General features: G+C 53.1%; 9 protein-coding genes. 3 read left to right on the forward strand and 6 right to left on the reverse strand.

Annotation, left to right across the window (positions count from 1 at the left end):
• Positions 1-7 precede the first annotated feature (7 nt).
• Positions 8-604 carry a PqiC family protein gene (locus tag EK22_RS10395; protein ID WP_036250699.1) on the forward strand — a complete coding sequence of 199 codons (597 nt, stop codon included), beginning with the start codon at positions 8-10 and terminating at the stop codon, positions 602-604.
• A gap of 706 nt (positions 605-1,310) precedes the next feature.
• Positions 1,311-2,528, forward strand: coding sequence for an MGDG synthase family glycosyltransferase (locus tag EK22_RS10400; RefSeq protein ID WP_235209285.1), 1,218 nt, complete (start codon positions 1,311-1,313; stop codon positions 2,526-2,528).
• Between the two features lie 29 nt (positions 2,529-2,557).
• On the opposite strand, the gene EK22_RS10405 is transcribed toward EK22_RS10400, so the two are convergent.
• The 4 genes from EK22_RS10405 to EK22_RS10420 form a co-directional block, all read right to left on the reverse strand.
• Positions 2,558-3,124 (reverse strand): endonuclease dU, encoded by a 567-nt coding sequence (locus EK22_RS10405; RefSeq protein ID WP_036250705.1) that lies wholly within the window; start codon positions 3,122-3,124, stop codon positions 2,558-2,560.
• Positions 3,125-3,393: 269 nt separating this feature from the next.
• Positions 3,394-4,224 (reverse strand): DUF5953 family protein, encoded by an 831-nt coding sequence (locus tag EK22_RS10410; protein ID WP_020161507.1) that lies wholly within the window; start codon positions 4,222-4,224, stop codon positions 3,394-3,396.
• Positions 4,225-4,227: 3 nt separating this feature from the next.
• Positions 4,228-7,413 (reverse strand): DUF6310 domain-containing protein, encoded by a 3,186-nt coding sequence (locus tag EK22_RS10415; RefSeq protein ID WP_161786423.1) that lies wholly within the window; start codon positions 7,411-7,413, stop codon positions 4,228-4,230.
• A 44-nt stretch (positions 7,414-7,457) separates the two neighbouring features.
• Positions 7,458-15,110 carry a carboxypeptidase regulatory-like domain-containing protein gene (locus EK22_RS10420; protein ID WP_036250707.1) on the reverse strand — a complete coding sequence of 2,551 codons (7,653 nt, stop codon included), beginning with the start codon at positions 15,108-15,110 and terminating at the stop codon, positions 7,458-7,460.
• 592 nt (positions 15,111-15,702) lie between these two features.
• Here EK22_RS10420 and EK22_RS25445 point away from each other — a divergent pair.
• The gene (locus EK22_RS25445) at positions 15,703-15,834 is read left to right on the forward strand and encodes a hypothetical protein (RefSeq protein ID WP_255360583.1); all 132 of its coding nucleotides are present in this window, start codon (positions 15,703-15,705) and stop codon (positions 15,832-15,834) included.
• Between the two features lie 19 nt (positions 15,835-15,853).
• Here EK22_RS25445 and EK22_RS10430 read toward each other — a convergent pair whose 3' ends face one another.
• The gene (locus EK22_RS10430; protein WP_036250829.1) at positions 15,854-17,653 is read right to left on the reverse strand and encodes a GmrSD restriction endonuclease domain-containing protein; all 1,800 of its coding nucleotides are present in this window, start codon (positions 17,651-17,653) and stop codon (positions 15,854-15,856) included.
• Between the two features lie 29 nt (positions 17,654-17,682).
• Complete coding sequence (locus EK22_RS10435) at positions 17,683-19,902, reverse strand: Piwi domain-containing protein (protein WP_036250713.1); 2,220 nt, start codon at positions 19,900-19,902, stop codon at positions 17,683-17,685.
• Between the last annotated feature and the right edge of the window lie 14 nt (positions 19,903-19,916).

Genomic DNA, 19,916 nt, shown 5'->3' on the forward strand with positions numbered 1-19,916 from the left:
ATCCGCCATGCCCGCGAACCGGCCCGTTTTTCTTCCCCTGCTGCCCGTTTTACTGCTGTCCCTGGCAGCCTGCAGTTCGTCCCCGTCGCAATTTTTTATGCTTGAGCCGCTCAGTGAAGCCGAAAGCATCGGACCGGCCATCGCCGCCCCAAAGCCCGCTGTCATTCTGGCATCTGTCCGCATTCCCTATTATGTGGACAGGCCCCAGATTGTAACCGCGGCCGGCAAAAATACTTATCGATTGAGCGAACTCAACCGTTGGGCCGAATCACTGGACCACAATATCCGCCGTGTGTTGACCCAGAACCTCACGCTGCTGGTGCCGGCGGAAGTAAGGAGTTCCGATACTTCAAACAGGTCGGAACGGGCGACTTTCCGGGTCTCGGTCACTATTCTCGAATTTCATGCGGACGCACAGGGACAGGCCGGCCTGACCGCGCAATGGCGCATCGCGCGCGGCGATGGAGTGACAATGAGCCGGCAGGTATCCTACACGGAACCGGCTTCGACTTCCGACTATCCCATTATCGTGGCGGCGCTCAACGAATGCCTCAACCGTTTGAGTCGCGATTTGGCCGCTGAATTACGGAGACTGGCGGGTTAGTTAAAATCCGCCGGCGGCATCATAGATTGGCAAGGTACGCACTGCTTACCCTACGCCCTCTTTGGCAATGCGCGGTAAGGGGGAGAAAAACGGTCCACGCCTAACATCGGATAATAATGATCAAGAGAGGCAAAGCAATAGCTTGCCCAGCCTCTGCGGTTTTAAAACCAGGCACCCGACGGCTCCGGGCAGGCCGCTGACCTCAAGGCCTGGAACAAACCGGATTGAATCCGCGTCTGAGTAAAGTGTTTGTGGCTATCGCTCCGAAGCCTGCATGAAATACAACGCTAAGGAACGGGAATGAAACAAGACCCGCGATCGAGGCAGGATTTCTGTTCATTTGCAAGACGCGCAAACAGGCGCATGGCAAGCTGTGCAACTGTTGCGCAAAGCTTCCGCCCCTTACCTACACCCTGTAGGCAACGCCGGGGATGGACGGAAAGACAAGTCAGTTGCGGGAGCCATAACATTCACGCTCCTGCAATTTAAGTCAAAGCGACGGATACGATATCGGCAACGGATGATGCAAAAAGCTTCCTATTCAGTATGAATGAGTTGCGGCACCCTGATGCTCGATCATGGCCAATACTCACTGACTATAAACATCTGGAACCCGGCAACTGACACGGCCATAAGGCGGTTTTATCCCGGTTTCAGACAACTCAGACAGGTTCGTTCACTATTAATGAAAAAAAGAGTGTTGATTATGTCGGCGGGTATAGGAACAGGCCACATCAAAGCGGCTGAAGCTTTGGAGAAATCCTTTGCCGCTGACGGCCGGGTTGCGGAGATTATCAACCTTGATGCACTGCAATACTCTAACAGGCTGTTCCAGGATATTCATTCCGGTATTTACACATCGCTGGTGAGATCCGCGCCGGATTTCCTCGGCTGGTGGTATAAAACCAGCGACGACCCCTGGCGCACAAACCGAATACGGCAGACGCTAGACCGGCTGAATACCAGGCCACTCGTGCGCTTTATCCGGGACTTCTCCCCTCACATCGCCGTCTGCACCCATTTCATGCCTGCCAACATTATTTCGCACCTGATGGCGACCCAACAGCTGCAGGCCCATCTCTCGACGGTGATAACGGATTTCGATCTTCATGCCAAATGGTTATCGGGCTCATCCCATCGCTATTTTGTCGCTATCGATGAAACCAGGGCCCACCTTGAAATGCTCGGGATACCCGGCGAGCGAATCACGGTATCGGGCATCCCCATAGACCCTGTGTTTCAGCATCCAATCAACCGCAAGGAAGAGCGGCTGCGAGCCGGGCTGAACCCTGAACAGCCGGTTCTGCTGCTGTCGGCAGGAGCTTTTGGCATAGGTCCCATGGAATTGGTGGTAGAACGCATGCTCGGCATGAACAGCAACGTGCAGACGGTGGTTGTCTGCGGGCGCAACGATGGACTGAAGCAGCGCATCCTGCGGATAGTCGGGCATCAAAGCACCCGATTCAAAGTGCTGGGCTATACCGACGAGATGCACAAACTGATGAAAATGGCGGATATTTTCATAGGCAAACCCGGCGGAATGACCACCGCCGAAGCCATCGCCTGCGGCTTGCCCATGTGTGTGGTTTCCCCCATCCCCGGGCAAGAAGAAAGAAATAGCGATCACCTATTGGAAGAAGGCATTGCCATTAAGTGCAATGACTTGACCACGCTGCCTTTCAAACTGGCGCGGCTACTGGAGGATTCAAACAGATTGAAGCGCATGAAAATCAATGCCCTGCGTCTTGCCCAGCCTGCCGCATCGAGCACCATCGTCGAGACCTTGCTTAAAGACTGCCAGCCGCTGTTATCGTTTACCCAAAGCCAGCGGACGGCGATTGCTCTGGCGGCGCAACCGGAAAACAGGGGCCGATCGTATAGCGCAGGACTGGCTTCTTCCCATCATTCCAAATTCCGCAATTGAATAGTCAAGGGGATGAGGATGTCCGCCAATCACGGCCGGTGCCGGCTTTCCCCCAAGGCGATGCCGCCGGCTATGAGATGAGCCGTCCGCAACGGTTCCGGGATATGGCTGTTGACCGCAAGCCGCCGCAACGTCCGGTCGGCATCGGCCAGGGTCAGGCCCTGCCGTTGCACAAAAACCCGTCGCACCGGCTCCACCGGCCCTGCCCGTTCGATCAGCCGCCATTTGCGCTGGCCGCCTGGCACATGATTCAGCAGGGTTTGTCTGATCGTCTGCATATCGGGGCGCCTGCGCATGACCACCAGCACCGGCAGGCCGAGCGTCTCGTGCAACAGCGGCAGATCGACCACGTTAAAACCGGCAAAGGCGATGCCCTGCAGCATCACCAGCTGCAAGTGACCGGCAAATCGCGAGCCGCTGATCAGCTTGATGAGGGTCCGCGTGGCGTTGACCCCATCGCGCCTGACCTTGCCGCTCAACACCGCTTCCAGCCGCAGACCGGCGTATACCGCACCCACCAGCAGCACATCGCCTTTATGTGCGCGCGGGAACGGAGCGTCGTCGAAGCCTATGACATGCGAGAGGGAGTTGGGCATATTAATGATTTGGCTCTTATAGGATTGCCGGGAGATCCAAACGTGATTGAAACCTTAAGTTTAAGGTTCGGAATTTCTGCATAGGATGGATGATACCCTACATCAGCTGCTGGCCAATAATTACCGGGACGAGATCCCAGCCGCTAGAATTTGCGACATTGCCCAGCCGCAGCCAGAACTTGACCCCATTGATGACCCCACGCCGCCAGGCTTGATGCTGCGCGGGAAACCCATCAAAATCAATCGAGTCTGACCCCTTTGATCAAATATCAATAGAGCCTAAGGCCCACTTTAGGAAATGACTTGTAAGCTTCTACTATACATTTCCTATGTGTTATTTTTCTAATTTCCCAAGGTTCAGTAGTTAAAGACCAAACACAGGCTGCTGAATTAGTTTTGAACCCTTGGGTTTCACATCCAGCTATTGAAGGAATGTCACAAATTCCATTGTATTCGCAGATACTTTGATTCCAATAATTTATCCATCCTAATTCTGGCACAATGCGCAAATCATGAACCCTATAAGCATGACCTGACAAATCTAAATTCGGTAATTTGCTAAGTTCGTTATATTTGCCGAGAAGTTCTCGAATTCGTTCGGCACTCTCTTTATCCGTAATAAAGTTGTTCTCTTCTTTAAAAAACCTATCTCTTTGAAGCACTTCACACAATTGATAATAATCGTCACCCATTGCAGAAATCCCCCAATAGGCATCAAATTTTTCGCAAATATCCGAAATCATTTTGAGCCAAATAAGATTAGAAATAGAAATGGCTCCCCTTTTAATTCCTAGAGTTATTCGACAATAATTAACGCCAGTAGTACCTAAAGGATATGAAATATTACTGCAGGTAAAATACAAATTTAAGTGTTTATCACCAAGAGAGATCCCTTTTTTATCTAAATTATTCTTAATATAAATTGACCTATCACTAACACTTAAGGTGTTTTCACCTATAGGATATGCAATTCCTCCTTGGGAAATTTCAGGAAATAACTCTTCCAATTTCCTATACACTTCTTCAATTTGTCCCGCACTCTTTAATGGCGGAGCAATAATACGCACTAAATCATGACGTACCCCGAATACTTGCGACATTTTTCACCTCTTGGGATATTTTCCTGTCCAGGGTTGCAAGCAAAGCGGAGTATCTACTTTAAACTGATCAACAAGAGCCGATAAGCTAGTATCAGCTCTTGCAGCCGTCGCTAAATCCGCATCACCAACAACAAAGTAATAACCAAATCTACAGTTTCTTGCAATGGGCGACTCATTTTCTGCTGTGGCTTTCCATTTCCCAAGAACTGACAAGATAGCAAAAAAATCTCTTTTGCTAGGCTCCCAATTATCAAGACTATCAGTTTTGGCTTCCCATAGTATACTTCCAGTAATCGCATCAAATTTCCTTGAACCTGTCCCATCTGATACGCAAATATCGCTACCAGGAAATTGATTTGGTGGAGATAAGTCTGCACAACTATCATTATGAAAATCATCTCCTCCAGCATGATAACCAATCGCTATTGGAGTGCAAAACTCTCCGGCAGTTGCAGGAAAGGTTAATGCCGTTAAACCCAAAGCTGCCATTAACTCAGGAATTACAGGTGCCGCGACTCCTCCTGATTCCACAAAGATGAAGACAAGGATAGCAAGTAACACTGCTGTTAATACAATGTCATGTACTGCATTAACCAGAGGCTCGGGCTGAGGTTCAGCACAAGGCGCCTCGCCCTCGCCTCCATCCAGCCCTCCCGAAATACGGTATGACCCTGCTCCTGTTTCCGGATCTGAAATAATATATCCCATACCTGAAGCTCCAACTGCCTTACTGGGCTGCTGCTTGGGAATAATGACTTCTAGCCCTGCATTCAGCGCTGCCCGCACATCAGCCAATACAGCGGAATCCAAGTTAATTAGCTGCGGTAATAATTGCGCGGAGTTTACGTTTGTTAAGTGATATATCGGAATCTTTTGTTGGTTGGCATCAATTAATACTTGTGCTGATGACAATCCCGTACTCTGCCAGTTTCGAATCACTTGTTCAAGAATTGAACCTTCCAAATAGGAATGCATGAGGCCGGTCTGTAACAGAAATTTTTTGCTGTCTTCATTACTAGGAGAACCTACAGTGTGTATGCTTCGTTTTATATCAATTATTCGTTTGCTGTAATAGCCTTTATGAGGAAGGCCAAAATTATAAACAACTGTTAAAGGGGAACTGAACAATCCAACAGAAGGCAGACGGGCTGCCTGTACGCCTAATACTGATGCAATTGCCTGAGTAAAATAGTCGGCTTCCGCCCAATAACTGAGCGCGATCTGGTAGAGATTTTCCGCTGCTGTGGCTTCTGTATTTATCAGTGTGCGTTCCTTAATTTGATCTAGGTTTAGCCCGGCCCCATTCACACCCACTACCATTTCATCGCCAGCGGCTTGACTATGATAGGACATACGAAAACTTTGTGTAGGTGACGTTACTATGATATCGAGCAATTGATCGCTACCCATTCCAACAGCACTCCCCGTGACTAATTCCTGTTTATCCAATTTAATCACTGGTTTTAACGCCAATAAATATAAAGGGAGGGAGCTTGCACCGCTTTCAATATATGTTTGCATGGCTGCTTCGTCTGACGGAGTGGCTGGAACATAAGTAATCCCTAGCCGCTTCTGACTAATTTGTGATAAAGGTAGTGAGTGACTCAGAAATGGCGAGTCAAGCGCTTTGTCGATGTTTGAATTAAATAATTCCAAAGTCAGCCGATATTGCAGGGCCTTGGGCAGCTTGTCGTAGCGGCTGCCGGTCACGACGATCTTGTTGGGCAGGCTGGACGGCAGCATTGGGTATTCCTGGATGATCGTCTGGCGCCCGCCGATGACGTCGCCGACCGTGGGATCGGTCAGGTTGTTCTGGATGTAGGCTTCCAGCTTTTGTTGCGCCTCGGTTTGGGCATTTTGCAGAATGCTGGCGTCAAAGCCCGTGACCCAACCTTCGCTTTCGTTAGTGGTGCCGCTATTCATGAAGCTTTGCGCCAGTTGCTCGGGATCGATGCCGCTGATGGCGACCGCATCCAGGCCTTTCTTGTAGTCGTATTGCTTGTAGCTGGGATCCATGAAGACCCAACTGTCGGCATCGAGATTTCTGGCGCCGCGCGAGGGCAGAAAATCAATCGCGGCTTCCACCCATATATGCTCCAGACGGATCTTGCTGATCTGGCCGCCGCTGATCAGGGCCGTGATCGGGATGCCGCCGGAGGAGGCATAATCGGCCGCGGCCATAATGTCGGTAAAGCCGCCGGCCCAGTTCTTGAAGTCGACGGCCGGCACGTCGATCGTGCCGTGCACATAGCGGGCCGGGATTTTCGAGGCGCGCAGCAGGGCGATGGTCAGGCTGGCGATGTCCATGGCGTTGCCTCGTTGCGCGGACAGGGTCAGCTCGGCGTTCTGGATCGCGCCCCAAGTCGGCTGCCATTCGATATGATTTCTGACCCAGTGGTAAATCTTGACCGGATCGTGATTGAGTTCGGCCGCTTTGTCCTTGATGGCCTGAGTCAGGACGATTTCGGTCGTTTCGGCCAGATAGGCCGGGTTGCCGGCTTCGGCCAGTTTGTCGAAGGTGAAGTCGCCCAGCGCGGCCAGCTGAATGGCCGGGGTTTCGGTCAGTCCGGCCTGGATAAAGTCGGCCTTGTTTTCTTTGGGTTTATGGTCGGGTTGCGGTTTCAGGCTGGCATTAGGCAGTTGATTGGGGTCGAACGGCTGCTGGCTGCGTTTGTTTCGTTGGGCTTTTAGCCGACCCTTCGCGTTTTTGGCATGGGTCAGCCGGCTGTAGTCGTCTCCGCTGGTTTCGATGCCATCCAGTTCATCGGTCAGGCTTTGCAGCTCCAACTGGTAGTGATCGACCATGGCTTGATGGCGATCCAGGATGACCGGATCCAGATGATGGTCCTGGATATGTTGCTCGACCTGCGTAAAGCCTTCCCTGACCGTGGCATCGAGCTGGATCAAGGTCTGCCGCAGTTGCTTGAGCTCAAAGCGTTCCGCGCTGGCATCTTGCTGATTTTGCAGTTTTTCTTCCGCTCTGGCCAGTTGTGTTTCTATCCGTTGCAGGGTCTTGGACAGCTGGGTTTCGGCGCTGGTATCCGGCGCGACCGTGGCCGTGCCGGCGGCCTGGGCGGCAGCCACGGTCGGCTGCAGAATCATCAGGCTGAACGCCATCAGCACAGTGGCAGCCGTGCCGCGCATGAACGAGTTGCGGGTGCGCATAAGGGTGATCAGTGAGGTTGACATTTTGAGTTCCTGTTCCTGTTCTTGTTTCCGTTGCGATGTAGACATCATAGTTGTTGCGCCAAGTTACGCAGCGCTTCGGCGATCCGCAGCCGTACCGCAGCGTCGGCGCCCGGACCGATAGCGATCAGCGCGTCGCTGGCCCGGAGCAAGGCGGCCAGAGCGCTGCCGGTGTCGCCATTGGCCTGGTCCTGGATCGCCCAGTGCAGATACTTGATCACTTGCTTGTAGATAGCCGGATCCAGGGCCTGTACATCGCTGAGTATTTCCTCCAGCATGAGCGCCGCCAGCGGATCAAGGGCCAGCGTCAGCGTCGTATAGTCTTTAAAGTCGGGGCTGATGCCGGTCTGGATCAAGGCGGTGATTTGCACGGGGTCTGCCGGCAGGCTGATCCAGCTGTCGAAGACCAGGGTCTGGTCGGGGAGCAGCTCAAATGGCCAGATCAAGGTGTGATTGCTCACGGTTGCCGTGCCTTTATCGACTATGCCGACGCCAGCCGGCAGGGTCAGGACGGCCTGGCCGGCGATCGAGATGCCCTGGTTGGTGAGCTGCAGGTGCAGTGGATAGACGCCTCCCGCGAGTGGCTGAAAGCTGTCCGGATGCACGTGCGCCAGGGCATCCAGCAGCAGGTCGGCATACAGCGGGTCGGCCCCGGGCAGGGCCGCTTCGGCGAGCAGATCGAAGCCAAAATAGTCGGCCCGGCCGTCGCCGTAGCGCCGCGTGGTCATGGCCACGGCCTCGGTGCCGCTGAACGTGCCCAGGATATCGGCACTGAGGCTGTCGGCCTTCAGGGCTCTGTCGGTCAGACTGAACCAGAGCTCGCCCGGCACATGGGCCTCGGAGGCCAGGACCGTGACGCCGCTTGTGCCGGGGTGCTTGCCCAGGAATTTGAGGCCCAGGACTTCGTCGAGGCGGCCTTGGCGCTGGTCATGGCCGCCGGCTTCGACCAAGCCTTCGCAGCGGTAGACAGCCTCGCGCAGTTCCTTTTGTACCGTTTCGTCGAGTTTGACGTGCTCCGACAGCAGCAGATAGGTCGCATAGCCGCCGCTGCGCAGTTCACGTGTGAAATCGTCGGCATTGGTCGTGATCGTGTACGACCAGCCGGCTTCGCTGAGCAGAGTTTCAAGCATGGTCCGCTGGCTGGCCAGGTCCGGTACGTGATTGGGGCCGAGCGGGTCGTTGGCGGCCGGCAGTTTCTGCACATCGGTGAGTCTGAGGTCGCCTTGGACAGTGCCGACCATCAGGGTGTCGTGACAGTCGGTGGCGATCAGATCGCTATCTAAGGTTACCATCCCATTTTCGGCCGAAACCGTCAGCCGGTAACCTTGGCCGAGCGCCGTGACAGCGCTGACCGAGGCGGCGATATGGTCCGGGGCTATATCGTCCAGAATCAGGTTTATGCCGCCACTGCCCAGGTTTTGGTCAATCAAACGCTCATCCAGCAGGCCGGTTTCCTGATCGATCAGGGCGCCATTTGGATCATATAACGTGGCAGTCACCGGTGTTCCAGTCGTCAATGGCGTTTCAAGCACCGCTTCCAGGCCTATCAGGCTGAAGCCGTCACAATGCTTGGGCGCTTCGTCGAGCAATACCAGGACCCGCCCACGGTCGCCGGTGCCCAGCTGACCTTCGATTTTGATCGGCGGCTCCAATACGGCGAACAGTGCGGCGCCTATTTGTTGCCTCTTGCCATCAATATCCGCACTCAATATACAGGCGTACTCGCCGATTGCCAGGCTATCGGTGCTGATGTCGCGTTGCTCATTGAAAGTCTGTCCTCCGATTAAGTCCTGAATACGCGAGAACTCCCGGATCACCTGGTTGGATTCGACCGAGACCACTTGACTGGTCAGCGTCAAGCCGGCGACGGCACCCGCCGCTAAGTTAGTCACCTGCTCCAGACATTGCAGCGAATCGCCCTGATAGACCTGCACCGGATTGGCTTGCACTTGGCCGGTAATGCCTTGCAGGATATGCCGTTCCACCGTGAATGCCGTCATCCGTGTGGCCAGCAGTTCCCGGCTGAAACCGTCTTGAATCAACCAGGTTACGCTGTATTGGCCTTGCAGCGCATCCACCAGCGCCAGTTCGAACTGCCGGTCTTGCAGAGCGCCAGCCACCAGTTCATTGATCTGGCCGCTTTGAGTCAAGATAACCTGTCCGGTTGGATCGCTCACGATCAATTCATAACGGGTCGGCGGCTGGATCGCATTGGCGCTGATATTTTCAATACGCCCGTCGATGCGTACTTGATCCCAGGCCTGATAGAGCGGTTTATCGGTCGTCACGCGGCCATCGATGACCGGACTGTCACCGTGGACAATCTCGAACGGTGCTGTTTGCTGGTCGAGCAGGCGATCCTGGGTATCGAACAAGCGGGCGAAAACTTCATAATTATCCGCCAAGGTCGTCCCGGTCATCCAGTTGCTGATCAACGCCATCTGCTCACCGGCTGGAATTGTAGTCACTGTCAAGGGCGCCAAATTAGCCAGCGCATCGGTCGAACCAACGGCTCGTATCATCAGTTCGATATACCCTTCTGCCGCTGTCGGTCCGGTGTTATCCACCCCTAGATCGATGACCACGGGTTCATTGGCCTGATAGGTCGTCTTATCCGTGGCCACTTGCAGCCTGAGTTCACTGCCCCCCCGTACGGCCGGGATGGCTAAATCGACCCGGACCAGCTCACTATTAAACGAGTTTTTGAACTGAATATAGGCTTCACTGGCCACGGGCCGTTCTTCGCCAAGTACCATGTCGAGCAGATCCAGATTAAACGCTAGCTCACGGCTGCTGGAGGTGACGCCCAATAATTGCCACAAATAATGCGACTGATTATTATCGCCCGGCGTTTGCGAAGTCGGCGCAATCGACGGCTGTAACAAATTAATGTTGGTGGGCGTTGCCAGATGTAAATCGACATCGATACCGCCTAATCTTTCCAAAGCGACCGGCAGATAGGCGACAACCAAACTGGTCGCCGCCAGGCGGGTGGAGAGAATGCCGTTATTGCTTTTCCAGGAATGATCGCCTTGCTGTTGCGACAATAGATATTGAATAGTCTTGCGCACCATCGGGTCGTCGGAGGACGGATTGGTGTAATCCAATGCCAAACCAACCAGCGCGGTGACCATCGCATCGCTGCTGGAGTTGGTATAGCGTCCCCAACCGCCATCCGTTCGCTGCCTGGCCCGCAACACCTGTTCGATATAAGCGACGGCGGAATCGACTTGTGCCGATAACGTGCTGTCCGTAATGACTTTGCGGGCTTCGGCCAGCCCCGTTAAGCGCATGGCCTGGACGATGTTGTCGCTGCTGTTGTCCTTATGGCGAGCCAGAAAATAGTTTGCCGAACGGGTGACTTCATTGGCGTAATTCGCCAACAGAGCGGCGTTGATCGGTGCCTCGACGATTTCGTAGAGCTGGTTGCCGTTGTAACTGGCTACATACGCTTGTTGATTCAATACCACGGCGCCGCGTAAGGTATTACCGCCCTTTAATCGTTCTATCACACCGTTTTGGCTGAGATAATTGATGCCTGAAGGAGTTGACTGTCCGGAATTGGAATATTCCAGCGAACTGTAATAAAAACCGCCTTGCTGATCGGCCGCAATCCATACCGGCCGGTATTGCAGACCGTCGGCAAATACCGAAGCGGCGCCGTTCGGCGCGACCTTAATGATATTCCAGCCACCGTAGTTGGCGATGATGGCGTTGCCTTCGGCGTCAAACGCCAGGCTATAAGGGTTGCTGAGCAAGCCGCCTTGGGCGACGACCTGGACCTGGCCGCTGTCGGGGTCGGCCAGCCGCAGCAGCCGATGGTTGCTGTAGTCGATGATATACAGCAATCCGTCCGGACCTATTTCGACATCGGTAAAAGTGCCGCCTCCGGACAATAAGGAATTGAACCCCCCATCCGGATTGCGCCGCGTCAATCTGCCGTTGTCGCCGACTATGAACTGAGTACCGTCTTCATCGATCGCCAGACCGTAACTGTTATGGCCCGAGCTGCCGATGACTTGAGTAACGCCGTTTGCCGGATCGATTTGCACGATCTGACCGTTGCGTTTTATGTTATAGATCAAACCATCAGGGCCGGCTTCGAGATCAAGCGGAAAGTTATTCGATCCCGATCCGCCTAAATTTCCTAAACTTTGCAGGCTGTAATCTGAAACAGTCGTTAAGTCTAGCCTTTTCGATGCTTCCAGCAGTTTCACAAAACCCTTTACCGTCAGGGCGGTATGGGCTTCATTTGAAGTCCACCAGCCTCCGGCATAATCCCGTGTCCACCAGGTTTGGTTACCGGATTGCGACCTTCGAGCGTATAAATGCTTGGCTGCCTGATACAGGGTTCTGAAGGATTCTTTCAAATCATCCCACTGGGTTAGCGACCATAAACCCAATGCCGTTTGCGTTTTGGTGTAATAAGGATGATTAGCGCGTAAGCCGCCATCTTCCTGCTGGCTGCTGGCTATCGTGTTGTACAACTTATTGGCCGAGGCTTTATCGCCCAAGCCTTTCTGATACGCCGCGGCGACACCGACCAGACTTTGCGTTTGGATATGGCAGCCCAGGCAGCGATTGGTCTTTTGCCATTGTAACGCTCCTTTTGCGGTGTATTCGCCGCCGGTTATAACGGCCTGCTTAACGGCAAAGTATAATGGATCGATCAATGTGCCTAGCGCAGTATCGACGCCTTCTAGCGTAATTTTGGCCTGAACGTTTTGAGTACCTTCGGGGACTACGGTTTTATCGACTGTAAAAGCACCGGAGGCTTTGTCGCCAACATAAAGTGTACCGGTTATTTCACCACTGACTTGACCGTCTGTCGCTCGAATTTTTAAAGGGAGATTGCCTTCGGCGGTCGGCATCCACTCGCCAAACGACAGGTAGCGATAGTCATTGACGGCCAGCGTGTCGAGCGTGGTCGTCGCCTGATGGAGAACGGTGCCGGTCCCCGGTTGTTCAATGGTGAGTGTCAAAGGCACATCGCTCAAGCCGGTGTTGCCGATGTTGCCGATGAACACATCGAGTTTGACCGGGGTTTGCGAACCCGCCTGAAGCAATGGCGGATTCAGATCCAAGGCGCCGCCAAAGGCGCTGATCGCGACTATTTCGCCGAACGCCTGATTTTCGGCCAGGATTTGGCCAAACGGCAATGACCGGTCGATCGTGCCCGGCTTGATCACGCGCAAAATTAACCGGTAAGCGCCGGGCGCCGCTTGAGCCGTGAGCCACGGCACGGTCAGCGTCTTGCTTTCATTCGCGGCAAAATGGAATTGGCTGACAGGCTCGGTGGTGCCCGGCGCATAAGGCGAGACGGTGGCGATCGGCATGCCTTCGGCATTGACGATCTCGCCCAGCACGGTCGCTTCCTGGTCCGTGTCCAGCAAATTGGCGATATCGGTGCTGAACAGCAGCGTCTCATTAGCACCCGCGGCCTGCGGCGGTGGTGTTAACGAGACGATTTGGAAACTTTCCACCGCGGCTGTTTGCGGTTCCAACACGATTTCCGTCTCATAATTGCCATACGCGGCCAAATTCAGCTGCCGCGTGGCGGCAAAATAGCCTTCTGCCGTCACGTTCAGGGAAAAGTTCAAGTCAGTGATGCCGGTGAACTCGAATTGGCCGGTGCTGCCGGTCGTGATTGTTCCGCCCTGCCCGGACTGCAAAGTCACTTTGGCCCCGGCAATGGGCAAGCCGCTGACATTGTCCGTGATAAGACCGCTCAAGGCACTGGTTGTGGCATTGCTGTCACTGTTGTCCGGCGGCAAGGAAAATTCTTGGAAAACTTCGCCAAAGCCTGTCACGTTGATGCCGAAGGTCTTTTGAGCAAACGATGGTGCGTTAATGACAAGCGTAAAACTTAATGTATCGATGCCCGCTATCGCGAAGGTACCGTCGGTGCCGGTCGACACTTTTTCGCCGGTTTCAAGCCATTCAACCGTGGCGTTGGCGATGGCCGTTCCGTTCAAACCATCGATCACGCGACCGGATAAGGCTAACGTGGATGGGACAACCGTGCCGCCGAAACGATACAGCCGCAATTTCCCCAAGTCGCCCGCCGCTCCCGGGCTGAAGACAAACGCTAAGGCCTGGCTTTGATAGCCATCGGCCGTCAATAACGCTTGATAACTGCCGCGCGGCAGGGCTTTAAAGACAAAGGCGCCGTCGCTGCCGGTCGCTGCCGTAGCGCCGCCGGCAATCTCGATGTGAGCGCCGCTCAATGGCTGGCCGCCTTCGGCGTCGACCAGCTTGCCGAAGACATCAGCCGGCGTATCGTCCAGATAGGAGCCGACCTTAACTAAGGATTGGTTCAGCGCCACGCTGGCGCCGCCAGCCACGGTCAAGACGCCCGTCACCGGATAATAGCCCGACTTGTCGATCTGGACGGCATAGTCGCCGGGCGACAACGCCGTCCATTCGAAATGGCCGCTGGCATCGCTGAGTCTAATGCTCGCGCCTTGCGGCCCGGTCAAGGTAACCGAGGCGCCTTCTATCGCTGCCTGGTCTAGGCTGGCCTCAATGCGGCCAGTTACTGAGCCTATTGCCGGATCAGAGGCCAAGGCCAAGGTCCCTGCCTCGGCAATCTGGTCGTACGCAACAGTCACGACACGGCTGAGATCGTAATAGCCGCTTTTATGCGCGACAATCGTTTGCGTGCCGACCGGCACGCCGGTCATCTTAAAGTAACCGGTGCTGTCGCTCAGAACGGCATAGCCGGCTACCGAGGCCAGCGAGAGTTCGACGTTAGCCATCGGCTCATGACCGTTTTCCTTAACGACATAGCCGACAAGGGTGCCGGCTTGCGTTCCGGAAGCGCCCGAATTAGCGGCGTTATAGAGCGCCAAAGCCCTTAGCGCCAGCGCCGTGCTGAACACGTCATCGGACCAACTGCCGTTCGACGCTTGTCTGTTCGCTAATGCTTCAGCGCCCGCCCGCAGCAACGAGGCATCGGCACCATCGGACAACAGCGCTATCAGAACGCTGGCACTGGCATAATCTTCGCCCCAAAGTCCAATGCCATCACGCTTTGCCAGCAAGAAATTGTGGGCGGCATTCAATCGAGACGGAACCTCTGAGAACATCGCTTTGTAAGGGCTCAGCGCGATCACAGCCATGGCCGTCACATAGGCGCCGGACTCGTTTGCGCTTATCGCCCAGCCGCCATCGGCTTGCTGGGCGTTCAGTAAATACTGGAGACCGCTCATCGCAGCCGGCGTATTGTCATAGCCGGCCGCATGTAACGCCTGCAAGGCGAAGGCCGTATCCAACGCAGTGGACTGAAAGCCGGCCCAGGCGCCGAAGCCGCCATCGGCCTGGGCCAAGGTCTTTAATTCATCGACTAAAGTCGAAACGCCACTGCCGGCTTCGGCGGCGGCGATGATTTTTCGGGATAAGGTTTCGGTGCCTGACAGCGTCTCGGCAGTGATGAAAGCCTGCGCAGCGGCCGCATTGATCTGCGGAGCTTGATTATAGCGTTTAGCCGCACGCAATACCTCGGACGTTGCCTGATAAGGCGTGGCGATATCGCTGGTTTGCGCATAACTGCCGTCGAGGTTGCTTTTGCTGGCGAGCCATTCGAACGCGACGGCGGATGCGGCCATCGACGGGAGAGAAGAAAACAGCAGGCACAGCCCGATGACGAAAATGCCGCACAGTGAGTGGTTTCTTTGGTGTTGAGGTAATGTCACCGTCATTCTTCCTTGCTCCCTAAAGGATGGCCGGCTTAACTTGTAAGCCCAGGCGCACAAACAAAAAGCTATCCCTAAAACTCAGCTGCTTTTAACTACGCGTACGTCAAACCGGTCTTGTTTGCTCAATTCAAAAGTTCGGATTGCATCGTTTTTATCAATTGATGAAATCGAGCATGAGTTTAGTCTGGTTTCACCCACTGTCAACTAATTCTTAGCGTTATTGGCAATAATCGATTTCAATCTGCCAGGCATAGACACCAAAGCCACCCAGCATCAGCAAACAGTGAACCGGGCGGTATCGTTCAACCTGGTCAAAAACCACGCATTGGATTTATTGCGGCGGTTGGACTCGAACCCGACCTGCTGCTGGGGCGGCTGACAGCGTTGTTACTGACCAATCCTTGCCTGGAACGGCGCGACCGCAACCCAACCCCGTAAAATGACATCGGCAAGGGTGCTGAACTTTCATAAAGGACAGAAAAAACATTCCCGCGCGGTAACTGTTTGGAGATTAATGACAAACCTAATCTAGCGCTTAAAGCCTCAAACTCTTCATCGGTTATCCGATATTGATAAAGAGGCCTTTTATAAAGCAATGGAAACATCCCTGCGGGATGAAGCCAATGATTGGGAAGAGGTCTGCATCCCCTTCCCAATCCGCGCCCAAGAAAGCAACTTCGCTTCGCTTGTTGCGAGCGCTCCTTTCGGCCTGAAGGCCGAAGTCTAAAACCAGCAAGAAATATTGATTAAAGCGCAAAGTAATAATGCCTGATTTTCTCCGCCATTAACTTGCGCCGTTCAGTTAAGAATCTCTGATAATCACACTCCCCTGCTTCAATAAGACTCTCAGGTATGGCATTAGCGGCGAGATCGGCCCGCAATTCAGCCATTGACTGAATGCCGCCTAATACCGGTTTTCCGGACTGGCATTGCGCAATAACCGTTGCCATATAGTCACCGGGTGGTTTGTCGGCAATGGCGATATTGATTTCCGACTGGGTGTAAACATAATTGGCAACCTGATTGTATTGCCCGCGCGCCAGGTTAAATTTCTTCTTGAGATAGTTTTTAGGAAAAATATGGTGAATGTCGCCTTTATGTTCCAACAAGCTTCTTACGGTAATCTGCTTGGATAGAAAGCCTTTGTCATTATTGACGGCTTGAGCCGCCAAAAAGGCATTAAATGCCGGATGAGCGCTATTTGACGTGGACAGCAATTGCACCAGGCCGATATTCCAGAAAGCATCCGATAATTCCGCCTCTTCAATGGATGCCAGATAGCTGCCAAAATCCTGCGTATCGATTTGCTTGATGTCATAATCGAAGCGCGTTTCCGGCGACCCCGAATAACGCCCTGTTAAAGCGGTCAGCACGAACCAGCGTCTGACGTAGTACTCGATCGTATTTTGATCGTAGTTTTCAGCACGCAATTTCAAATACAGAATATAAGCAAAATTCAGTGGCGCTTGTGCACGAATCAGCTTATTGACGACATAACCCGCCGATTTGATAATCATCAGGAAACGTTTAAAGTGCGTTTCATTCATAAACTGCATGACGCCCTGTTTCAGCCTGGTATAGGAAGCTTCCTCAATATCGGCCTCATAAGTGCGGGTTTCAAAATTGCGCCCGGACAGCAGGCCGACCAAATCCGCCAGCTTTCCCCTGGAAAACTGCGAAGTAAACGCAACCCGCAGCATATCCGTGTATGAAGGATCATATAAATCGTCATTCTCGTTGCGTAGCCAGCGCATGGCCTGAAAATATTCGGTTTTGGCAAATTCCAGATCATTGCCTTCAATATGACTGTAAAACTCCGGCGCCACTGCCAGATGGCAGAAATAATCAATGGCCTTGCGTAAATAATTGCCGCCATAGCTTTCATTGGCGGCAATTTTCGACATCGCGAAATCGGCCTGGCTTAAGGTCACGCCTTCCCGGTTAATGCGGATAAAAATCTCGGTTACGGTTTCGATGTCCAGATCCGCATCCAACTCGATCATGCCAATCTGCTTCTTAGTAATGCCCATCAACCGGCTCAGCACGCATTCCAGCTGGTCTTCATCCATCCCAGGATTCGCATCGGTATAATGGCGGATCAATTTCAGCAAACTGATCTCGCCCTGCATGACTGGCACGATATCCGGTATCCATGCCCTGTCTTTTTCGATAATTGGCGTGGTTACTTCAAAGCGTTCATCCCGGGGATTAAACGCAATACGGATGCGTACTTGCTTGTATTCCTTATTGACTACCGTCCGCCCGATCAGAGCCGCACTCAGCGCCGTGACGCGCTGTTGTCCGTCGATCAATACTTTCTTGCCTTGCGAAAATGAACCATCCTTCAGTTTTACATTGGGATTTTTCCAGACGATGATGTAGCCGACCGGATAACCCTTGTAAAGACTGTCGAGCAGGTCGCGCACTTGCGCGGCCTCCCAGACAAACGGGCGCTGTATTTCCGGAATGGCTATTTCGCCGGATTTAACCCAGTTCAGCAGCGATTCAATCAGATGTTGGTTGACGGAATATTTTTGGATGCTCACGAAGCATTTTTCCTTTTCGTTAAAAAAAATCAAAGATAAACCGGACAAAGCCTGTCCATTTTGGAAAGCGCATCGATACAGGCATCCTGTCTCAGCGTCGCAAAGCGGTCTGCGTGATGCGTTGTAACCGGCAGACGGGGATGGCGATATAACGATGCGCCGTGAATCCGGCTTAACACCAGAACCTGATGAGCAAGAACCGATAAGGCCGTCTCTCCGTAGCGTTTCCTTAACCGCAACGGCCTGACGCTGACCTTATTGCCCCAGGATTTACCCAGTTCTTCACCGCTGTAAGTGGACAGGATCACTTCCCGATCCGAGAGGAACACCGCATCGCCCACGCCTGGGTTGCTGAACACTTTCTTCCCATCTGCTGACCGCTCCCGGCGATAAAGCACCGGCGCACCGGATTTCAATACCTCCAGCACATCAAGCTTCACGCCGTGCTTTTGCTCGAACTGTTCAATCACGTTAATCGATTCGTAAAACCTGCCATCCCTGTGCAAGGTGATGCGTCTTGGCAATAGGCCATCGGTTGAGCGCAGATAGGTTTTCAGACTTTTCTCCAGCAGATTGCTTAGTGCATCATCCTGCATCTTCTCACCCTGCTGCTTATCGGCCAATTGCCAACCCAGCTGGGCGCCGGAGTTCAGAAACAGGAATGCAAAACCGGGTGCACGGACGTTCACGCCCCCCATATCCAGGCCAATAAAAAGTTCAGTCTCGCCCGGCATATCGTTGACTGCGCACAATTGCCCGCCGCCTTTGCTGAACAGGCCGGCGGCGACATTATTGAAATAGAAAGAATCGTATACCTTCGGTTTGTGGTCGAGTCGCATAAACTGGGTCACCAGACCGTAATTGAACGCCGTATCGCGTATTGCGGCTTTGTCGGATTTTTCCGTTAAACCGATCAGCAAAATAGCATTATCCGGACATTTTTTATGTAGCCTTGCATCCAGTTCGTCAGCGTTTCCAATAGAAGGCGGAAAGCTTGTAAACGGCGGCAATTCCGCTTTAGTCAACTGTCTCAGAGCATTATAGGCGTTACGCAGCAATTGCCGATTGGATTCAGTATTGTTCCGTTCGCCGACGACCAACGGAATAACCCTAGCTCGGGTCATGTCTGCAAACGCTTTGTATTTTAAAACATCCTGCTCATGGCCTGATCTGGCGCCATCAGCAAACTGCAGCATCAGATTATGGTTAAAACGCTTTCTGCTCAGATTTTGGTAATCCACCTGTACCAGTTTGCGGTTAAAACCAGGCAGATAAAGCCTTTTAACCATTTCGGCACTGGTTTTTATCCGGTCATCCAACGACCATTTCAAATCTTTGGCCAGCCTGTTCAAAAAAGGCGAATCAATCTTGCTCAGGGTATCAAAATCAAACATAGGCTCCACCAGGCTGGCGACATGGTCCGCTTCTTTCTGGCCGTATCTGACTTTAATCAGCGAGGATGTTGCAGCCTCTGCCAGCTGCCCGGCTGAGAGCAAACCTTTTTCCTGATGGTAAGCAACCAGCGACTTACCCAAGTGGGGTAACAAGCTGCTGCCATTGATCGAATCATCAACCTTCACAAATTCGGCAACCAAAGGCGCTTTGCCCGGTTCGTAATAACGGTGGCGCACTTTTTCAATGGATATCAGCCAGTCTGGCCTATGATCAATAACCCATTGCAGGGAAATATCGGCTTTAGCCGTAAGGCTGTGTTTGAGATGCAAGCCAATCAAAACCGTACCGTCGGACAGGACTTCCGGAATGAGCCGCACCGTACAAAATGCGTCCAGATAAGTGCTGTGCGCTTTGATTCGGCTAGAGTGGGACGGCTCAAAGATTTCAGCATGGCCGCCGGGAGATTTTCTGCAATCCAGTTTGCCTTCGCTGGCCTGTTTCAGGTTCCAGGCGGCTTTATTAATGTCCTGATTGACCAATCTTTGCAAGGCTTCCTGGTGCTGCTCATTGCCGCAATCGAGTTCCAGCTGTCCGTCCGCTTTCAAGCTCGCCTGCAACAGGGGAGAATCGATTGAGAGCTGTGATAATGATTTTAAGGAGAGAATGCTGCTAGCGCCCAGATTGGTCAGCAATCCAAAATTGTTAACCTTCCATAATTCATAAGCTGCTTTCCGGGCCAGCTTTTCACCTGCCTCAGTTTCATCAAACTTGTGATAAACAATCCGATACTGATAAACCATACAGTGATCGAGTCTGGAATCCAACTGCAGAGCGCTCAAAGCTAAATTGTCCATTAATCGGTCCTTTT

It is taken from the genome of Methylobacter sp. BBA5.1, assembly GCF_000746145.1.
GTDB lineage: Bacteria > Pseudomonadota > Gammaproteobacteria > Methylococcales > Methylomonadaceae > Methylobacter > Methylobacter marinus.

Bases quoted from the DNA above. Each gene is read 5' to 3' on its own strand.
- EK22_RS25445 (WP_255360583.1), top strand. From the start codon at position 15,703: ATGGAAACATCCCTGCGGGATGAAGCCAATGATTGGGAAGAGGTCTGC.
- EK22_RS10420 (WP_036250707.1), bottom strand. From the start codon at position 15,110: ATGACGGTGACATTACCTCAACACCAAAGAAACCACTCACTGTGCGGC.
- EK22_RS10410 (WP_020161507.1), bottom strand. From the start codon at position 4,224: ATGTCGCAAGTATTCGGGGTACGTCATGATTTAGTGCGTATTATTGCT.
- EK22_RS10395 (WP_036250699.1), top strand. From the start codon at position 8: ATGCCCGCGAACCGGCCCGTTTTTCTTCCCCTGCTGCCCGTTTTACTG.
- EK22_RS10405 (WP_036250705.1), bottom strand. From the start codon at position 3,124: ATGCCCAACTCCCTCTCGCATGTCATAGGCTTCGACGACGCTCCGTTC.
- EK22_RS10415 (WP_161786423.1), bottom strand. From the start codon at position 7,413: ATGTCAACCTCACTGATCACCCTTATGCGCACCCGCAACTCGTTCATG.
- EK22_RS10400 (WP_235209285.1), top strand. From the start codon at position 1,311: ATGTCGGCGGGTATAGGAACAGGCCACATCAAAGCGGCTGAAGCTTTG.
- EK22_RS10435 (WP_036250713.1), bottom strand. From the start codon at position 19,902: ATGGACAATTTAGCTTTGAGCGCTCTGCAGTTGGATTCCAGACTCGAT.